The 16,121-nt window shown below is 63.8% G+C and carries 12 protein-coding genes and 1 riboswitch; of the genes, 11 read left to right on the forward strand and 1 reads right to left on the reverse strand.

Annotated elements, in window-relative coordinates:
- Positions 1–80: 80 nt before the first annotated feature.
- From HMPREF2630_RS07720 to trpC, 10 genes are all read left to right on the forward strand, one after another.
- Positions 81–323: an acyl carrier protein gene (locus HMPREF2630_RS07720; protein WP_049334085.1), complete on the forward strand. Its 243-nt coding sequence runs from the start codon at positions 81–83 to the stop codon at positions 321–323.
- Between the two features lie 181 nt (positions 324–504).
- Positions 505–1,776 carry a beta-ketoacyl-ACP synthase II gene (gene fabF, locus HMPREF2630_RS07725; protein ID WP_049342763.1) on the forward strand — a complete coding sequence of 424 codons (1,272 nt, stop codon included), beginning with the start codon at positions 505–507 and terminating at the stop codon, positions 1,774–1,776.
- 315 nt (positions 1,777–2,091) lie between these two features.
- Positions 2,092–3,546 carry a hypothetical protein gene (locus tag HMPREF2630_RS07730; protein ID WP_143131614.1) on the forward strand — a complete coding sequence of 485 codons (1,455 nt, stop codon included), beginning with the start codon at positions 2,092–2,094 and terminating at the stop codon, positions 3,544–3,546.
- Between the two features lie 1,091 nt (positions 3,547–4,637).
- Positions 4,638–4,831: riboswitch (FMN riboswitch) on the forward strand.
- A 248-nt stretch (positions 4,832–5,079) separates the two neighbouring features.
- Complete coding sequence (pnuC, locus tag HMPREF2630_RS07735) at positions 5,080–5,880, forward strand: nicotinamide riboside transporter PnuC (RefSeq protein WP_239663098.1); 801 nt, start codon at positions 5,080–5,082, stop codon at positions 5,878–5,880.
- 17 nt (positions 5,881–5,897) lie between these two features.
- Positions 5,898–7,271 carry a bifunctional diaminohydroxyphosphoribosylaminopyrimidine deaminase/5-amino-6-(5-phosphoribosylamino)uracil reductase RibD gene (ribD, locus tag HMPREF2630_RS07740; RefSeq protein ID WP_246822770.1) on the forward strand — a complete coding sequence of 458 codons (1,374 nt, stop codon included), beginning with the start codon at positions 5,898–5,900 and terminating at the stop codon, positions 7,269–7,271.
- A 204-nt stretch (positions 7,272–7,475) separates the two neighbouring features.
- The gene (ribB, locus tag HMPREF2630_RS07745) at positions 7,476–8,777 is read left to right on the forward strand and encodes a 3,4-dihydroxy-2-butanone-4-phosphate synthase (RefSeq protein ID WP_070484269.1); all 1,302 of its coding nucleotides are present in this window, start codon (positions 7,476–7,478) and stop codon (positions 8,775–8,777) included.
- Positions 8,774–9,532 (forward strand): GTP cyclohydrolase II, encoded by a 759-nt coding sequence (locus HMPREF2630_RS07750; protein ID WP_143131615.1) that lies wholly within the window; start codon positions 8,774–8,776, stop codon positions 9,530–9,532. The genes ribB and HMPREF2630_RS07750 overlap by 4 nt, the downstream gene beginning before the upstream one ends.
- An 80-nt stretch (positions 9,533–9,612) precedes the next feature.
- A complete protein-coding gene (ribH, locus tag HMPREF2630_RS07755) occupies positions 9,613–10,086 on the forward strand; it encodes a 6,7-dimethyl-8-ribityllumazine synthase (RefSeq protein ID WP_049342760.1) in 474 nt (157 codons plus the stop codon).
- A gap of 219 nt (positions 10,087–10,305) precedes the next feature.
- The gene (locus tag HMPREF2630_RS07760; protein WP_070484272.1) at positions 10,306–11,916 is read left to right on the forward strand and encodes an anthranilate synthase component I; all 1,611 of its coding nucleotides are present in this window, start codon (positions 10,306–10,308) and stop codon (positions 11,914–11,916) included.
- A gap of 14 nt (positions 11,917–11,930) precedes the next feature.
- The gene (trpC, locus tag HMPREF2630_RS07765) at positions 11,931–12,746 is read left to right on the forward strand and encodes an indole-3-glycerol phosphate synthase TrpC (protein WP_049342758.1); all 816 of its coding nucleotides are present in this window, start codon (positions 11,931–11,933) and stop codon (positions 12,744–12,746) included.
- Positions 12,747–13,232: 486 nt separating this feature from the next.
- Here the strand turns inward: trpC and HMPREF2630_RS07770 are convergent, their stop codons facing one another.
- On the reverse strand, positions 13,233–14,705 hold the full coding sequence (locus HMPREF2630_RS07770) for an MFS transporter (protein WP_049342757.1): 1,473 nt from the start codon (positions 14,703–14,705) through the stop codon (positions 13,233–13,235).
- A gap of 175 nt (positions 14,706–14,880) precedes the next feature.
- Between HMPREF2630_RS07770 and ftsY the strand changes: the two genes are divergently transcribed.
- A complete protein-coding gene (ftsY, locus tag HMPREF2630_RS07775) occupies positions 14,881–15,990 on the forward strand; it encodes a signal recognition particle-docking protein FtsY (protein WP_049334093.1) in 1,110 nt (369 codons plus the stop codon).
- The last annotated feature ends 131 nt before the right edge of the window (positions 15,991–16,121 follow it).

Genomic DNA, 16,121 nt, shown 5'->3' on the forward strand with positions numbered 1-16,121 from the left:
TACACGATAAACTCGGTAATGCACGCGTACCCCCGTCCGGTGGGTGCGACGACCATCGAAATAACAAAAGGAGCCCCTGAATGGCTAACAAGGAAGAGATCCTCGCAGGTCTGGCAGAGATCGTTAACGAAGAGACCGGCGTTGAGGTTGAGGACGTTCAGCTGGACAAGTCCTTCACCGAGGACCTGGACATCGACTCCATCTCGATGATGACCATCGTCGTGAACGCCGAAGAGAAGTTCGAAGTTACCATCCCCGACGAAGAGGTCAAGAACCTCAAGACCGTTGGCGACGCAGTCGACTTCATCGCAAACGCAGCCTAAGCTGTAACGCGACCGACGCGGCGCGGGCTCTCACCGGTCCGCGCCGCATCACCATACCCCCACTGCATACCCCCGGTCCCGCAAACGTGCCCGCGCACCGAAGCTTCCCGGGGACCACAGGTTTTTATCCACACACCACCGGATAGACCACCCACAAAACCACCCAAGAGAAAGTGCCACAATGTCTCGAAAAGTGCTGGTGACCGGCCTCGGCGCAACCACCCCCATCGGCGGCGACGTCCCCACCACCTGGGCAAACGCCACCAAGGGCGTTTCCGGTGTCTCCACGATTGATCAGCCCTGGGTTCAGGAATACGACCTGCCGGTCTACATCGCCGGTCAGCTTGCCGTTGAACCCCTCGAATCCGGCCGCCTCACCAAGGTCGAAGCCAAGCGCCTCGATCCTTCGGGACAGCTCGCCCTCATCGCAGCTCGCGAGGCGTGGGAAGACGCAGGTTTCTCCGGCCCCGACGCTGAATCTGCCGAGGAAGTCGATCCCCTTCGCACCGGTGTCGCCTTCGGTACCGGTATCGGCGGTGTGTGGACCCTCCTGGACGCCTGGGATACCCTTCGCGAAAAGGGTCCCCGCCGCGTCCTGCCCATGACCGTGCCGATGCTCATGCCCAACGGCAACGCAGCCGCGGTTTCTATGAACCTCAAGGCACGCGCGGCAGCCCAGACCGTTGTCTCGGCTTGCGCATCCTCCACCGAGGCTATGCAGATTGGCGCCGAGATGATTCGTAGCGGCAAGGCCGACGTGGTTATCGTTGGCGGCTCCGAAGCTGCCATCCACCCGCTGCCCATGGCGGCATTCGCCAAGATGCAGGCGCTCTCCTCCCGTAACGATGAGCCCGAGAAGGCATCGCGTCCCTACGACGTCGACCGCGACGGCTTCGTCATGGGTGAAGGTGCAGCGGCCCTCATCCTCGAGTCCGAAGAGCACGCCAAGGCTCGCGGCGCACGCGTCTACGCAGAGCTCGCCGGTACCGGCGTCTCCGCAGACTCCTACCACATCACCGCGCCCGACCCCGCAGCGCTCGGCGCAACTCGCGCGCTGCGCGAAGCCCTCGAAGACGGCAACATCGACCCCAAGACCGTGGTGCATATTAACGCCCACGCGACCAGCACCCCCGCCGGTGACCTCCCCGAAGCAACCGCGATCCACGAAACCTTCGGCGAGCACACCAAGGACATTGCTGTCTCCGCAACGAAGTCGATGACCGGCCACCTGCTCGGTGGCGCTGGCGCTCTCGAGGCCGTGCTGACCGTTCTCGCGCTGCACCACCGCACTGCGCCCTGCACCATCAACCTTGACAACAAGGACCCGCAGATTGACCTGAACGTTGTCACCAAGGCTCGTGAACTGCCCGCCGGTGAGATCGTCGCCATCTCGAACTCCTTCGGTTTCGGCGGTCACAACGCTGTCGTGGCATTCCGCTCGGTCGAAGACTAAGCATCCTGGGGCTTTTAGCTCCAGATAGACGTAACGCTCCCTCGGCTACCGTGTGTAGCGGGGGAGCGTTGCGTTTTGGGAGGGGCTGCTGGGGTGTCTCTTATCTGCCCGGGCAGCCATTTAGAGCTTCAGCGTTGTGTACCGAAATCACGTGAATTAGTCTGCGTCATATTTTCCGCGGATATCGCGTTCAACGTCTTAACGGCATAACCTACCGGTATCCTATAGGTAAATTATTTACCAAAGCGCATAACACATAGCATTTTCGGTACCTGGGTACCCAAAACCCCATCGGACTATACACTCGAGAGCAGTATGGCTAAACACCTGAACCGGGCCGCGCCCTCCTCCACTACCTCAAACATCAGCGATCAAGCGTTGACCCCCGACGAGCCCCGCGTCTCGACGAAGAGTGCGGGGACGGCTCGGTCTGCCCTCCCGGTAACGGCTGGTTCCTCGGATGCTCGTCCTACTCGTCGGCTGCCCGCATACCGTACCTGGGTCCCGGCGCTGCTGATCTGGATTCTTTCCTGCGCGGTTCACTTCGGCATCTTTGCTCTCTCCCTCTCCCGAGACCTGCAGCATCCCATGAGCAAGGTCAACCGGAACCTCGACTACCTGTCTTACCTGAACATTTGGGACGCTCTCTTCTACGAGCGCATCCACAAACACGGCTACCCCCAGGAGTTGCCTTTCCTTCCCGACGGAACGGTAAACCACAACACCTGGGCGTTCATGCCCCTGCAGTCGGTGCTCAGCGGTGGGGTATCCAATGTTTTCGGTATTGACTACCGCCTGGCGTCGGTCCTGGTGACTCTTGTGGCCGGGTGCGCGTTGTCCCTCGTGCTCTACCGCCTTTTCGTGGGTTCCCTGAACTGGAGTGCCCGGGGCGTCTTCGACACCCGCCCGCGGGCGGGGGACGAATCCCGCAACCGCCTGGCGCTGTGGGCCCTGGCCGTGTACGCCCTGAGCCCCGCAAGCCCAATCTTTGTCACCGGTTACGCTGAAGCCCTCTCGACCCTGTTCCTGGCCCTGTGCGCGTGGTGCGTGGTGCGTAACCGCTACCTTCTGCTGCTCCCCGTGGCCCTTTGCGCGGCCCTGTCCCGGCCGGTGGGTGTGCCGCTGGGTGCCTTCGTGGGTCTGTGGTGGCTCTGGTGCACGGTTGCCGACTACCGCGACCGCACCGGCGGCATCCTGCGGCTATCGCTCTCGGATGCGTGGGCTGCGTTCCGCGGCCGCCTCGGCCAGCTTCTGAGCGCCCTGGTGGTGTGCTCCTTCGCCTTCGTGCACCCTCTGCACGCCGCCCTTCGCACCGGACGCCCCGATGCGTACCTCGCGACGGAACTGGGGTGGAGCGGTCGCAAGCCTGAAGAGGGACACCTCATCTTTATCCAGTGGGTCAAGCAATGGGACGAATACCTTGGCGGATCCCTTCCCTGGGAAATTGTGGCGCTATTCTTCGTGGCGCTCATCCTGGGCTTCTACTGGTGGATTTCGCTCAAGGGCAATCGTTCCCTGCTACACCCCGCACTGTGGCTGTGGACGGCCTGCTACGCCGGATACCTCTTCATCTTCTGGCTCCCCATTACCTCCACGCCTCGTATCATCCTGCCGATGTTTACCCTCTCCCTGCTGGTGGCCTCCTATCTGCCCAAGAGTCGCGTCTACCGCCCGGGGCTGGTCCTTCTCGGGGTGCTGGCCTCCGCTGCGTGGGTCCACATGTTCTGGGGAGGCCCGGATACTATTAGGAACATTTGGTTTATCCCCTAGAAATCTATCCCGAGAAATTTATCCCCGAGAAAGCGGGTGCTCCGTGCGCTAAATGCGGGGAGAGATGGCATACCGGCGCGCGGGGGAGTTAGGCTTCCGTGGGTTGGTTGTTTGAGAGTGCATACCGGACGCCGCTCGCGGGGGAGTGCCCCCTCTGCGGCGCCTTAACCTTCAAAGAACCCAGCCGCTTTGAGGAGGGAACCCCGTCGCGTGTCCGGTACGCCCTCTAGGTCGCCTACCCCTCGGTGAGGTTGATATAGGGGTTGTCTGTGGTTGGGTTTCAGAGGTAGCACACCTAATTTGGGTTGAATAAGGGGTTGTTCTGTCGTTAGGTTGCGCTGTCGGTTTACCTGGGTGCGTGGTTACTAAACGTTTCACAGGTTAAAAACGGGTGGCGTATCCGCTCCGGCACTGCAGATACGCCACCCAAACACACCACACTCCACAAGACAATGCAGAGCGCGCGGGAATAAACCATCCCGCAAGGTTCCCGCGTTCCCTGCCTCGCACCACGGTAGGCGTAGACAGAGAAGACGGGAGTATGCGACCTTCGGGGCGAGGTGCCCGTCCGGAAGATTTATAGAAGCTCCCATGCCGGTTCCATCAGGTAGGAATCGGAGTGGTCGCTCCTTCCGATGGTGAAGCATTCCCGTGCGGAGTGAAGACCACAATGGCAGGAGTCAACATCTTGCAGGAAACGCTCGGAGGAGTCCGAAAATAATCGATGCCCTCATGGAACCGGATGATCGGTGATGGGAGCTCCTGTAGATAGAATAACCTTAAAGCGCGCCTAAAGTAAACCTTCAACCAATAATTTAACCTTATTGTTATAATTCCTAGTCATCGCGTTATTGATAGTCGTTCAACACCCTCTGGGGGTTGCATAACTAGACTCCCGGAACTTTGGTCCGTTTGACGCTCTTCATCGTTATTAAATCGTGATAAATTCCATGACGCTGATGTCTAAAAGAGCCTCGAGTCGTGCGCGGTCAATCGTCACGGAGCGTCAAAAAACGTCATTTTGTCACGTAATTTATTCCGGCGGCGAGAAAATATGCGCCCCGCCCGCGCTGTGGCATAATCAGAAGCGTCATCGTGCTCCGGGGTCGGTGAAATTCCGAACCGGCGGTCACAGCCCGCGAACCGTTTTGCCCGCATCGAGCAGACTCGCGTTCACCGCCCGACTATTTACGGCGGCGAACCACCGAGCACCCGAGCAGGCAGACGGCCGAACCGGTGAAAATCCGGTGCCGACAGTACAGTCTGGATGGAAGGTAGCACGAGCAGAAAACGGCAGGTCCCGCCCCTCGCGGAAGTGTCTGCGACCCCACCGGCGGTACAACGCGGTGGAGGTTGCGTTCGGCGTTTCGTCGTGGCACCCCGAAGGGTCCGCAGACCTTGTTCACACACCGGAGCCGGTGCATCCACCCCGTGATGCGCCCGGAATCGATGAGTTCTGTTCCTCTCCCCGGAGCCGCCGCAGATGCGCACACAGCGCATCCGGAATACGTCCACACACGAGAGGAAAGAATCATGGACATTCTGCGGTGGCTCTTCGACGCACAGATCCACGTGGGGGATCAATCCCTCCTCGTGCGCGAAGTCCTCGGCAACGCATTCGGCCTGGCATCGGCGCTGGGTGGCATGCGACGCAAAGTATGGGCATGGCCCGTTGGAATCCTCGGCAATCTGCTGCTCCTCACCGTCTTTTTGGGCACCCTCGTCGGTAGCCCCCACCCCGTGACCATGCTCGGCCAGGCGGGCCGCCAGGTCATGTTTATCGCCGTGTCCATCTGGGGTTGGTACCGTTGGCGCGCAACCCGAGCCTCCGGCGGTAACGCGAGCGCGGGTGCCGCCGTCATCCCGCAGTGGGCAACGAACACCGAACGCGCCGGCCTCGTCGTCGCGATGGTCGCCGGCACCCTGCTGCTCACCCCCGTCTTCCGCGCCCTCGGCTCCTACGAACCGGTCTGGTCCGACGCCTGGATCTTCACCGGCTCGCTGCTCGCCACCTACGGCATGGCGCGCGGTTGGGTTGAATTCTGGCTCATCTGGGTGGCCGTCGACCTGGTTGGCGTGCCGCTGCTGTGGAGCGCAGGCTACTACGCGACCTCCCTCATGTACGTGTTCTACGGATGCTTCACCCTGGTCGGCTTCTTCGTCTGGTGGCGCACCCGCAACCTGGAGGTGCAGAAGGCTCGCGTGCAGACCCAGTTCCCGGACGTGACCGTGGACGTTGCGGACCTGGCTTCCGCGGACTCCGTGGCGGAGTGCGAGGTCGCCACCAAGAGCAACACCGCGCAGAATGTAGCTTCGCAGAACGTAGCATCGTAGAAAGAGGCGTAAGCGAGATGACCACCACCGATTCTCAGCACGAGGCCCAGGGCCCGGCGAGTACCCTGCCCGAGCGTATTGGCGCCGTGCACGAGCGACCCATTCCCAAAGACACGGGCTACCTGCCCGCGACCACGCCCTCGACTGTGCCGCTTCCGCACAATGACCTGGATTACTCCGCCGCCGAGTACGGGCACCTCACCGGCGTACCCGCCGCCCGCACCCTGAACCTGCCGGGCCCCGAGCAGGCCCTCAGCCACGACGAGGCGATGAGCCTGGCTCTCGAAGCCGCACGTCAGGGTATTCGCGGCGCAAACCCGCTCGTCGGAGCCGTCATCACCGACAGTGAGGGACACCTGCTGCACGTGGGCTACCACCGAGGCGCAGGCACCCCGCACGCCGAAGCCGACGCCCTCGCCGCCGCCCGAGCCGCGGGAACCGACCTGACCGGCGCCCGCATGTACGTGAGCCTCGAGCCCTGCAACCACACCGGACGCACCGGCCCCTGCTCACACGCCGTCGCCGAGGCGGGCATCGGCGAACTCTACTACGCCTACAGCGACGACACCGAAAACGCTGCAGGAGGCGCCGCCTACCTGCGCTCGCGGGGCGTCACCGTGCACGCCATGGAGGAGTTCGCGAACGCATCCTACCTGCTGAACGAGCGCTGGTTCATTGCCGCCGCTGAACGCCGCCCCTTCATCACAGCAAAGAGCGCCTCCACTCTGGACGGGTTTATCGCGGCGGCCGACGGCACGAGCAAGTGGATTACCGGCCCCGCCGCGCGCATTGACGGGCACCTGATTCGTCACCGCGCCGACGCCGTCATGATCGGCACCCGAACCACCCTCATGGACGACCCGACCCTGGACGCGCGCGACGCCAACGGGGAACGCTTCGAGAAGCAGCCGCTGCGCGTGGTCATGGGCAAGACCGAGATTACGGAGAACTACCGGATTCGCGGCATGAACCCGCCCGAAGGTGTGGAGGCGGACCCGCAGAACTTCCTGCAGGTCTTCACCCACGACCCGCGCGAACTGCTCGATGAGCTGTACACCCGCGGGGTGCGGCACCTCATGATTGAGGGCGGCCCCGGCATGGTTGGCCTCTTCGCCGGTGAAGACCTCATCGACGAGATGGTCTGGTACCGCGCCCCCATCATCATGGGCCGCGGCAAAAGCGCCGTGTATCGCCTGCTCGTGGACACCCTCGCGCAGGCACCGCGCCTGCAGCTGGACGACCTGGGAATGTTCCCGGCGATGCGCGTGCTCGGCAATGACACCGCAACGCACCTGGTGCCAGCACCTCGCGGAACGGCACAGGAACCGGGTGAGCGGCGCACCCTGCCAAAGCTGGACGCCTGCCGCGCGCCCGAACCGCGGCTGGATTAGCCCCCGTACGTGCCGGGCAAATCGGGCCCGGTAGAACTGCGTTGGTAGCTTCACTGAACGCTACCGGGTTCGCATACTGGCACGTCCCGCATCCGACTACAGGGAATATTCGAAAAATACGTATAGTTATACGTAGAGCAAACCATCGCCGCCCGTCACCCTCAACGACGACAACCGGCGGATACGGCGAGAAAAGGAAAACACATGTTTACCGGAATTATTGGCGCCCTCGGCACCGTAGAATCCATCACCCCCATCGAAGGCAGCGACGCAGCCTACCTGACCCTCAACGCCGGTGACATCGTCGCCGACCTCGACCACGGCGGCTCCCTCGCCGTCAACGGTGTATGCCTCACCGCTATCGACCTCGACCAGCTGCAGCCCGGCCAGTTTCGCGCCTACGCCATGGGTGAGACTCTGCGCCGCACCAACCTCGGCGACCTGAACCCCGGCGACACCGTCAACCTGGAGCGTTGCCTGCCCGCCGGTGGCCGCTTCGACGGTCACGTCGTGCAGGGTCACGTGGATGCGGTCGGTACCCTCGCCTCCGTCACCGCGCACGAGGCATGGAGCACCCTGCGTTTCAACCTGCCCGCCGAGCTGGCACCCCTGCTGGCGGAGAAGGGCTCCATCGCTGTGTCCGGCGTGTCCCTGACCGTCACCGCCGTTTCTGCCCCCGGTGAGAGCCCCGCGTGGTTTGAGGTCGGCCTGATTCCCGAAACCCTGAAGGCAACCAACCTCGGCACGCTCAAGGTCGGCGACAGCGTGAACCTCGAGACCGATGCGCTCGCCAAGTACGTGCAGCGCCTGACCGCCTTCGCCGGCGCGCCTCAGACTGCTTCTGAGCAGGTTGCGGCCCGCCGCGCCGACGCCGCAAGCGTCCTCGACGGCGTGCAGACCGCGGTGGACGCCATCGCCGCCGGCCGCGCCGTGGTCGTGGTGGACGACGAGGACCGCGAGAACGAGGGCGACATTATCTTTGCCGCCGAGCACGCAACCCCCGAGCTGATGGGCTTCATGATTCGCTACACCTCCGGCGTGGTGTGCGCCCCCATGAGCAACAAGCGCGCCGACGAGATGAAGCTGCCGCCCATGGTCACCAACAACGAGGATCCCAAGGGCACCGCCTACACCGTCTCCTGCGATGCGGCCTCCGGCGTGAGCACCGGCATCTCTGCGGCGGACCGCGCACGCACCGTGCAGATTCTTGCCGATGCCTCCTCCAGTCCGGCGGACATCACCCGCCCCGGCCACATCTTCCCGCTGCGCGCCGTTGACGGCGGCGTGGCTCAGCGCCCCGGCCACACTGAGGCCGCCGTGGAGCTCTCCCGCGCGGCGGGCCTATCCGGCGTGGGCGTCATCGCCGAGGTCGTGCACGACGACGGCTCCATGATGCGTTTTGATGCCCTGCGCGCCTTCGCAACCGAGCACGGCCTGCCCATGATTTCCATTGAGGACCTCATCAAGTACGTGGCACAGAACGCTCCGACCGGGGAGAACGCATGAGCGGCGCGATGAACGCGGCCGAGCAGGTGACCGCGAAGGCAACGGGCCCCGAGAGCCTGAGCGCCGAGTCCCGCGCTACGGCCGCGCGTCTCGCGGAGAGCTACCGAGTCAGCCCCCTCGACATGGTGCCCAACCCCAGCCCGCTGCTGGTCGAAAGCACCGAGGAGGTTGCTGTTCCCACCCCGAACGGCCTCTTCGGTCTGCGCGCCTGGCGTTTCGCGGACGGCGCCGAGCACCTCAGCGCCCGGGCCCTCGACCGCGACGGCAACCCCGTACCCTACGAGGGCGGGGGAGTGCCCGCCGTGCGCATCCACTCCGAGTGTGCGACCGGCGATATCTTCGGCTCCTTCCGTTGCGATTGCGGACCTCAGCTGGAGAACGGCCTGCGCATTATCGGCCGCACCGGCGGGTACCTCGTCTATGTGCGTAACCACGAGGGGCGCGGCATCGGCCTGGTTAACAAGCTCCGCGCCTACGCCCTGCAGGATGCCGGGCTCGACACCCTCGACGCTAACCTGGCCCTCGGCCTGGACGGCGACATGCGCGACTACTCGCAGGCGGCACTGATTCTGCAGGAGCTCGGCGTGCACGAAATGCGTCTGGTCACCAATAACCCCGCCAAGCAGGAGGCCCTCGAAGGCCTCGGCTTGCGCGTGACCGAGCTGATCCCGGACGAGATTCCCGCCCGAGTTGAGAACGCCCACTACCTGCACACCAAACGGGAACGCATGCGTCACCTGCTTGAGCGTGCCTAACTCGGCCGGCCAGCAACCCTGCGAACCCCGGAAAACAGACACCCCACTATTTCAAATCAACCCACCAAAAGGAGAACACCATGAGCGGCGTCGGCGCAGCAGACACCTCCCTCAACCCCGAAGACTACAAGGGCTTCAAGCTCGCCATTATCGCGGCCAGCTGGCACACCCGAGTTATGGACGGCCTGATTGACGGCGCGCAGCGCGCCGCCCGCGACGCCGGCCTTGAACCCATCCTCGTGCGCGTTCCGGGCACCTTTGAGCTGCCCGTCGCCGCAACTCGCCTCGCCGATAAGTTCGACGCCATCGTCGCGCTCGGCGTCGTGATTCGCGGCGGCACCCCGCACTTCGAGTACGTCTGCCAGGGCGCAACCGGCGGTCTGACCGACGTTTCCGTGCTGACCGGCCGCCCCATCGGCTTCGGCGTGCTCACCTGCGATAACGAGGAGCAGGCACTCGACCGTGCAGGCCTGGAAGGCTCCAACGAGGACAAGGGCTACGAGGCGACCGCCGCCGCACTGCAGACCGCGGCAACCCTCAAGAACCTCGCCTAACGGCACGTCTACCCCGTAGCGGGGCCGCCCTCGGCGGCTTCACGGCGTTCGCGGATTGGCGCCTCCGGACCCCTTGAAGCTCGGAGGCGCCGGCCCGCATCGTCCCTGCCGCGGGCCAACACGAATCAACACCCGCGGGTAGACTGAACACAGAACCCGCCACCTACCCTGACGCATCGCGGCACCACCGGCGTCACCCCACCCCAAAGGAGTACAGTAATGCAGGATTTGGGCACCATCACCCCCTCGCGCGAAGAATTCCGCGCCCGTGCAGCCGGAACCCGAGTGATTCCCGTCCACATTAAAATCCTCGCCGACTCGCTCACCCCCATCGGCATCTACCGTTCCCTCGTACTCCAGGACGACCAGGGCGCGCCCGTCGAAGCGGCCCACGGCACCTTCCTGCTCGAATCCGCCACGTTTTCCTCCGAGGGTGAGTCCGCTTCGTGGGCACGTTACTCCTTCATCGGCGCGTCTTCCCGCTCGACCCTCACCACCGTTGACGGTGCCGTCCACTGGCAGGGCCGTACCCCCGCCGGCGCACCCGTCGACGGCGACCCCGTGGAGGCCATCGCCAAGACCCTGCAGATGCTCTACACCGAGCCCGACCCGAGCCTGCCGCCGCTCACCTCCGGCCTGGTAGGATACCTCGGCTGGGATGTCGTCCGCCACTGGGAGAACCTGCCCAACCCGCCCGCCGACGACGTGAAGCTACCCGAGTTCGCGCTCAACATGGTCTCCGACATGGCCATTCACGACAACCAGGACGGCACGGTCCTGCTCGTCGCCAACGCCATTAACTTCAACGGCACCAGCGAAAACGTCGACGGCGCCTACGAGGATGCCGTCGCGCGCCTGCACAGTATGCTCCGTCGCCTGCAGTGCGGCGCCGCGGCCACGACCTCCATTCTCTCGGGCGTGGACGAGGTCAACCGCAAGGTTCGCGAGGACGTCACCCTCACCTGGAGCGACCAGGATTTCAAGGACATCATCGCGCGTTCCAAGAAGAACATCATCGATGGCGACGTCTTCCAGCTCGTGCTCTCGCGCCGCTTTGAGGCGCAGACCGACGCCCGCCCCCTCGACGTGTACCGCGTGCTGCGCCAGTCCAACCCCTCGCCGTACATGTACCTCTTCAACTTCGACGACGCTGAGGGAACTCCGTTCCACATTGTCGGCTCCTCCCCGGAGGCGCTCGTTACCCTCAAGCACGGCATCGCCAGCACCCACCCCATCGCCGGTTCCCGCCCGCGCGGCGCAACCCGCGAGGAAGACGTGGCCCTGGCCGAGGAGCTGCTCGCCGACGAAAAGGAACGCTCCGAGCACCTCATGCTCGTCGACCTGGCACGCAACGACCTCTCGCGCATCGCCAAGCCCGGCACCGTCTCGGTTGACCAGTTCATGATCATTGAGCGTTTCAGCCACATCATGCACATTTCCTCCGCCGTCAGCGCCGAACTCGACCCGCAGTTCAGCGCCTACGACGTGCTGCGCGTCGCGTTCCCCGCCGGTACTCTCTCCGGCGCGCCCAAGCCTCGCGCGATGCAACTCATCGACGAATACGAACCCACCCGCCGCGGCGTCTACGGCGGCGTATGCGGCTACTTCGACTTCGCCGGCAACATGGACATGGCCATCGCCATCCGCACCGCCGTACTCAAGGAAGGCACCGCCTACGTTCAGGCCGGTGCGGGCCTCGTGATGGACTCCAACCCCGATTCCGAAGCCCTCGAAACCGTCAACAAGTCCGCTGCCCCGCTGCGCGCCGTGCTGACCGCCTCCGGCCTGGCACCGCTGGACGCGGACGCGGCCGTCAACGCCGCCCAGTAACCCAAGGAGACACCATGAGCACCGTTCTCGACGACATCATCGTTGGCGTCCGCGAAGACCTCGCCGCCCGCGTACAGCAGGTTCCCCTCGAGGAGATGAAGAAGCGAGCCCTCGCCGCCGCACCCGCCCGTGACGCGCTCGCCTCCCTGCGCGGTGAGGTACCCGGCGGCGGCAACGGCTCGACCGCACGTATTATCTCCGAGGTGAAGCGCTCCTCACCCTCCAAGGGCGCCCTCGGCGAAATCCCCGACCCCGCCGCGCTCGCCGCCCGCTACGAGGCAGGTGGCGCCGCAGCGATCTCCGTACTCACCGAACAGCGCCGCTTCAACGGCTCCCTCGCCGACCTGGACGCTGTGCGCGCCGCCGTGAACATCCCCGTGCTGCGTAAGGACTTCACCGTCGACGAGTACCAGATTTGGGAGGCCCGCGCGCACGGCGCCGACCTGGTGCTGCTCATCGTCGCGGCCCTCGACGAGAAGACCCTGCGCGAGTTCCTGGAACTCACCGAGTCGCTCGGCATGAACGCCCTGGTCGAGACCCACACCCCCGAAGAGATTGAGGTCGCCCAGCGCATCGGCGCCAAGATTGTGGGCATCAACGTGCGCAACCTCAAGACCCTTGAGGTCAATAACGAGCACTACGCATCCCTCGCCGCGCACCTGCCCGACTCGGTGATTAAGGTTGCCGAGTCCGGTGTTGCAGGTATCGAGGATGTGCGAGCCTACGCCGGTGCCGGTGCGGATGCAATCCTCATCGGTGAAGCGCTGGTTCGCTCCGGCGACCCCGAAGGTACCGTGCGCGAATTCTCCAAGGTGCCTGTGACCCGCTAGCCTGTGGGTTAGTTGTTTGGAGAGGTTGTACCGGACGCCGCTCGCGGGGGAGTGCGGCTTCTGTGGGTTAGGGCTTGAGAGGCTGTACCGGTTCACGCTTGCGGGGGAGTGCCCCCTCATCGGTGCCTGAGGCACCTCGAGGACGGAGCCCCCGCTTCGCGTGTCCGGTACGCCCTCTAGGTCGCCTATCCCTCGGGTTGGTGATAGAAGGGGTTGGTAGGTGGTTACCTTCTCCGGTTAGCTTGCCTCGGGTCGGTGATAGAAGGGGTTGATCTGGGTCTGGGTTTCAGAGGTAACGCGCCATCCCCTTGGGTTGGGGATATATAGGTGGCTTGGTCTGGGGTCGGGTGTTGCAGCTAGCTCACCCGATTCTGGGGTTATCCTGTCGGATTTTTTATCTACTTCCCGTATACAGACCTGATACATAGACATAAAGCCGGTGCCTGCTTCGCAGCAGACACCGGCTTTTCACATGTTATAGAGTGCTTAGCGGCCCGTGTAGTCGGCGTCCGCAATATCCTTCGGCCAGCGAGCCTTCTGGAACGGAGCCCACGTGAAGGCCGCCGCCACCAGCAGCAAGCCGCTCAACACAAACGCCGGGACGAAGCCCCACGCATCCGCGATGAGACCGGCCACCAGCGGGCCCAGAATCATGCCGAAATCGCTGCACATCTGGTACACCGCCAACACCTGGCCGCCGCTGCGGCGGGTACCAATCACATCAGAAACCGCGGCCTGAATCGACGGGCCCATAAACGCCGCACCAATACCCAGGCACGCCGTCAACGAGACAAACACCCAGGCCACAGACGCGAAGCCCATGAAAGTCACCGCAGAGCCCGAAAGCAGTAGACCGGAGAAGGCCATGACACGGCGGCCGAAACGGTCCGAGAAACGGCCCGAGAACGTCTGCGTCAGCGCGTTGCCCAGCGAGTTCGTCGCCATCGCCAACGAGGCCAGCAGAGTACCCGCCACGGCGTTCGACATGTCGCCGCCGGTCGCCAAATATGCCGCGGCCAGCGGAATAATCGAGGACTGCACGCCGAACACCGACCAGCCAATCGCCCAATTCGAAACCAGAGCGGAGCGGTAATTCGTGAACTTCAACGCGTCACGAACCGTCATCGCCGGCAGGTTGCTCCTACCCGAGGCGGCCTCGGGGTGGGCGGCCTTGTCGGAGGCGTCAGCCTGTGCCTCGGCAGGAGGGATAGCCTGGGCGGGGGAATTAGCTTCAGTCTCAGAGCGCTCGGCGCTGTCAGAAGCGGGGGAGGGAGCCTCCGACGGCAGAGTCCCGGTGCCCTTACGCTCAGCCAGCCGCGCCGCCTCGGCAATCGCATCACGCTCGGCCTCCAGGGTCGCCTGCGACGGCATCAAGAACCACACAATCAGGCCCGCCACCAGCAGCGAAAAACCGTACACGATAAACGGCGCACGCAGACCAAACGGAGCCAGGGCGCTCGCAATGACCGGGCCCAGCAGGTTGCCCAGCAGGAACGCCGTCGCGTAATAACCGGAAATACGGCCGCGCATGTGGGGAGGGGAGAGACGCACCAGCAGACCCATCGCGGAGACCGTGAACATGACCGAGCCAATGCCGGCCACCGCGCGTGCGGCCAACAGCGCCCAATAATCCCAGGCGAAGGCAATCATAAACGAGGTCACGGACACGATTAGCATGCCAATCGTGTACACCGGACGTTCACCGAAACGGGTAATAATCTTGCCCGCCGTCGGTGCAAACAGCAGACGCGTAATCGCCAGCGCAGAAACCACCATCGTCGCCATGGCAACCGTCGCGTTAAAGTTCTGCGCATAATTCGGCAGCACCGGCGCGACCAGGCCGAAACCTACCGCAATCATGAACGAGGCAACGATTAGAACCTTCAGACCGGTCGGCACGCGGTTTGGGTTGATTGTGCGTGGATCAAAAACGGGCGGTGTTGTGGCAGGTTTCCTCATGCGCATCCTCGTGTGTGTGGGCTGAGGCAGCCGCGGGGCCCCACCCCTAAACGCCGGCTGCGCTCAGTTAGAAAACTTCAATAGTGTCCAGTCTACTCCGGGCCGGGCCGGGCACGCGCGTCAACTAGACCGACGAAACCTCCCAAGCCGGTAAGCTAGTAGTGTGAATGAAACGATGATGATAATCTGTGCGATTGTGCTGGGCGTACTGGTGATTGCCGGTGTGCTTTTCGCCGTTCTGCGCCGACCCAAGAAGACCGCGAACCTGCAGTCTTTGCGCCAGGAGGCCGCCGCCGCCTCCGGAGAGTCGGCACCGGAAGCTGAGAGTTCGGCACCTCGCTCCATTGAAATTGAGATGCCCGACCCCTCCGCGGGTCGCCTGGTTCGTCTGCGTGCCCGCCTGGCCCGCTCGAACAATATGCTCGGTCAGGGCCTGCTTTCCCTGCTGTCTCGCGACCGCATCGACCAGGATGTGTGGGACGAGGTTGAGGAGACCCTGCTGCTGGCTGACCTGGGTTCCGAGCCGACCACCCGCCTGGTTGAGGCCCTGCAGAAGCGCGTGCGCGTTGAGGGCACGAATAACCCCGCCGCCGTGAAGAAGATGCTTCGCGAGGAGCTCGTGAAGATTGTCGGCCCCGACATGGACCGCGAGCTGAAGACCTCCGGTAGCGACGGCAACCCCGGCGTGGTGCTGGTCGTTGGCGTGAACGGCGTGGGTAAGACCACGACCGTCGGTAAGATTGCCCGCGTGATGGTTGCGGACGGTCAGTCCCTGATTCTGGGCGCCGCCGATACCTTCCGCGCCGCCGCTTCGGAGCAGCTGACCACCTGGGGTGACCGCGTGGGCGTGAAGACGGTGCGTTCCGAGAAGGAAGGCGCCGACCCCGCTTCGGTCGCCTTTGATGCGGTTAAGACCGGCAAGGAGGAAGGCGTCGACACCGTGCTCGTGGATACCGCGGGCCGCCTGCAGAATAAGGCCGGCCTGATGGACCAGCTCGGTAAGATCAAGCGTGTGATTGAGAAGGAAGCCCCCGTAACCGAGGTGCTCCTGGTCATCGACGCGACGACCGGCCAGAACGGCATGATCCAGGCGAAGGTCTTCGGTGAGATCGTGGACGTGACCGGTATCGTGCTGACCAAGCTGGACGGCACCGCGAAGGGCGGTATCGTCGTGGCCATTCAGGAGGAGCTGGGCGTTCCCGTCAAGCTCATCGGCCTGGGCGAGGGCCCGGACGACCTGGCACCGTTCGACCCGGAAGCATTCGTGGACGCGCTGCTGGACTAATATCCTCTACCTCTACGCCTTTATGCCGAGAAGCCACATGTGTTCAAACACATGTGGCTTTTCGGCGGAATTGGTCTGATACATTTTGAGGACGCACAGAGAAGCCTCGAGGGAGTGTAGAAATTACACCC

This window comes from Rothia sp. HMSC072B03, assembly GCF_001809565.1.
In the GTDB taxonomy this organism is placed as follows: domain Bacteria; phylum Actinomycetota; class Actinomycetes; order Actinomycetales; family Micrococcaceae; genus Rothia; species Rothia mucilaginosa_A.

What these genes read in the sequence shown, in the direction of transcription:
- HMPREF2630_RS07720 (WP_049334085.1), top strand. Translation starts at nt 81, where the DNA reads ATGGCTAACAAGGAAGAGATCCTCGCAGGTCTGGCAGAGATCGTTAAC.
- fabF (WP_049342763.1), top strand. Translation starts at nt 505, where the DNA reads ATGTCTCGAAAAGTGCTGGTGACCGGCCTCGGCGCAACCACCCCCATC.
- HMPREF2630_RS07730 (WP_143131614.1), top strand. Translation starts at nt 2,092, where the DNA reads ATGGCTAAACACCTGAACCGGGCCGCGCCCTCCTCCACTACCTCAAAC.
- pnuC (WP_239663098.1), top strand. Translation starts at nt 5,080, where the DNA reads ATGGACATTCTGCGGTGGCTCTTCGACGCACAGATCCACGTGGGGGAT.
- ribD (WP_246822770.1), top strand. Translation starts at nt 5,898, where the DNA reads ATGACCACCACCGATTCTCAGCACGAGGCCCAGGGCCCGGCGAGTACC.
- ribB (WP_070484269.1), top strand. Translation starts at nt 7,476, where the DNA reads ATGTTTACCGGAATTATTGGCGCCCTCGGCACCGTAGAATCCATCACC.
- HMPREF2630_RS07750 (WP_143131615.1), top strand. Translation starts at nt 8,774, where the DNA reads ATGAGCGGCGCGATGAACGCGGCCGAGCAGGTGACCGCGAAGGCAACG.
- ribH (WP_049342760.1), top strand. Translation starts at nt 9,613, where the DNA reads ATGAGCGGCGTCGGCGCAGCAGACACCTCCCTCAACCCCGAAGACTAC.
- HMPREF2630_RS07760 (WP_070484272.1), top strand. Translation starts at nt 10,306, where the DNA reads ATGCAGGATTTGGGCACCATCACCCCCTCGCGCGAAGAATTCCGCGCC.
- trpC (WP_049342758.1), top strand. Translation starts at nt 11,931, where the DNA reads ATGAGCACCGTTCTCGACGACATCATCGTTGGCGTCCGCGAAGACCTC.
- HMPREF2630_RS07770 (WP_049342757.1), bottom strand. Translation starts at nt 14,705, where the DNA reads ATGAGGAAACCTGCCACAACACCGCCCGTTTTTGATCCACGCACAATC.
- ftsY (WP_049334093.1), top strand. Translation starts at nt 14,881, where the DNA reads ATGATGATAATCTGTGCGATTGTGCTGGGCGTACTGGTGATTGCCGGT.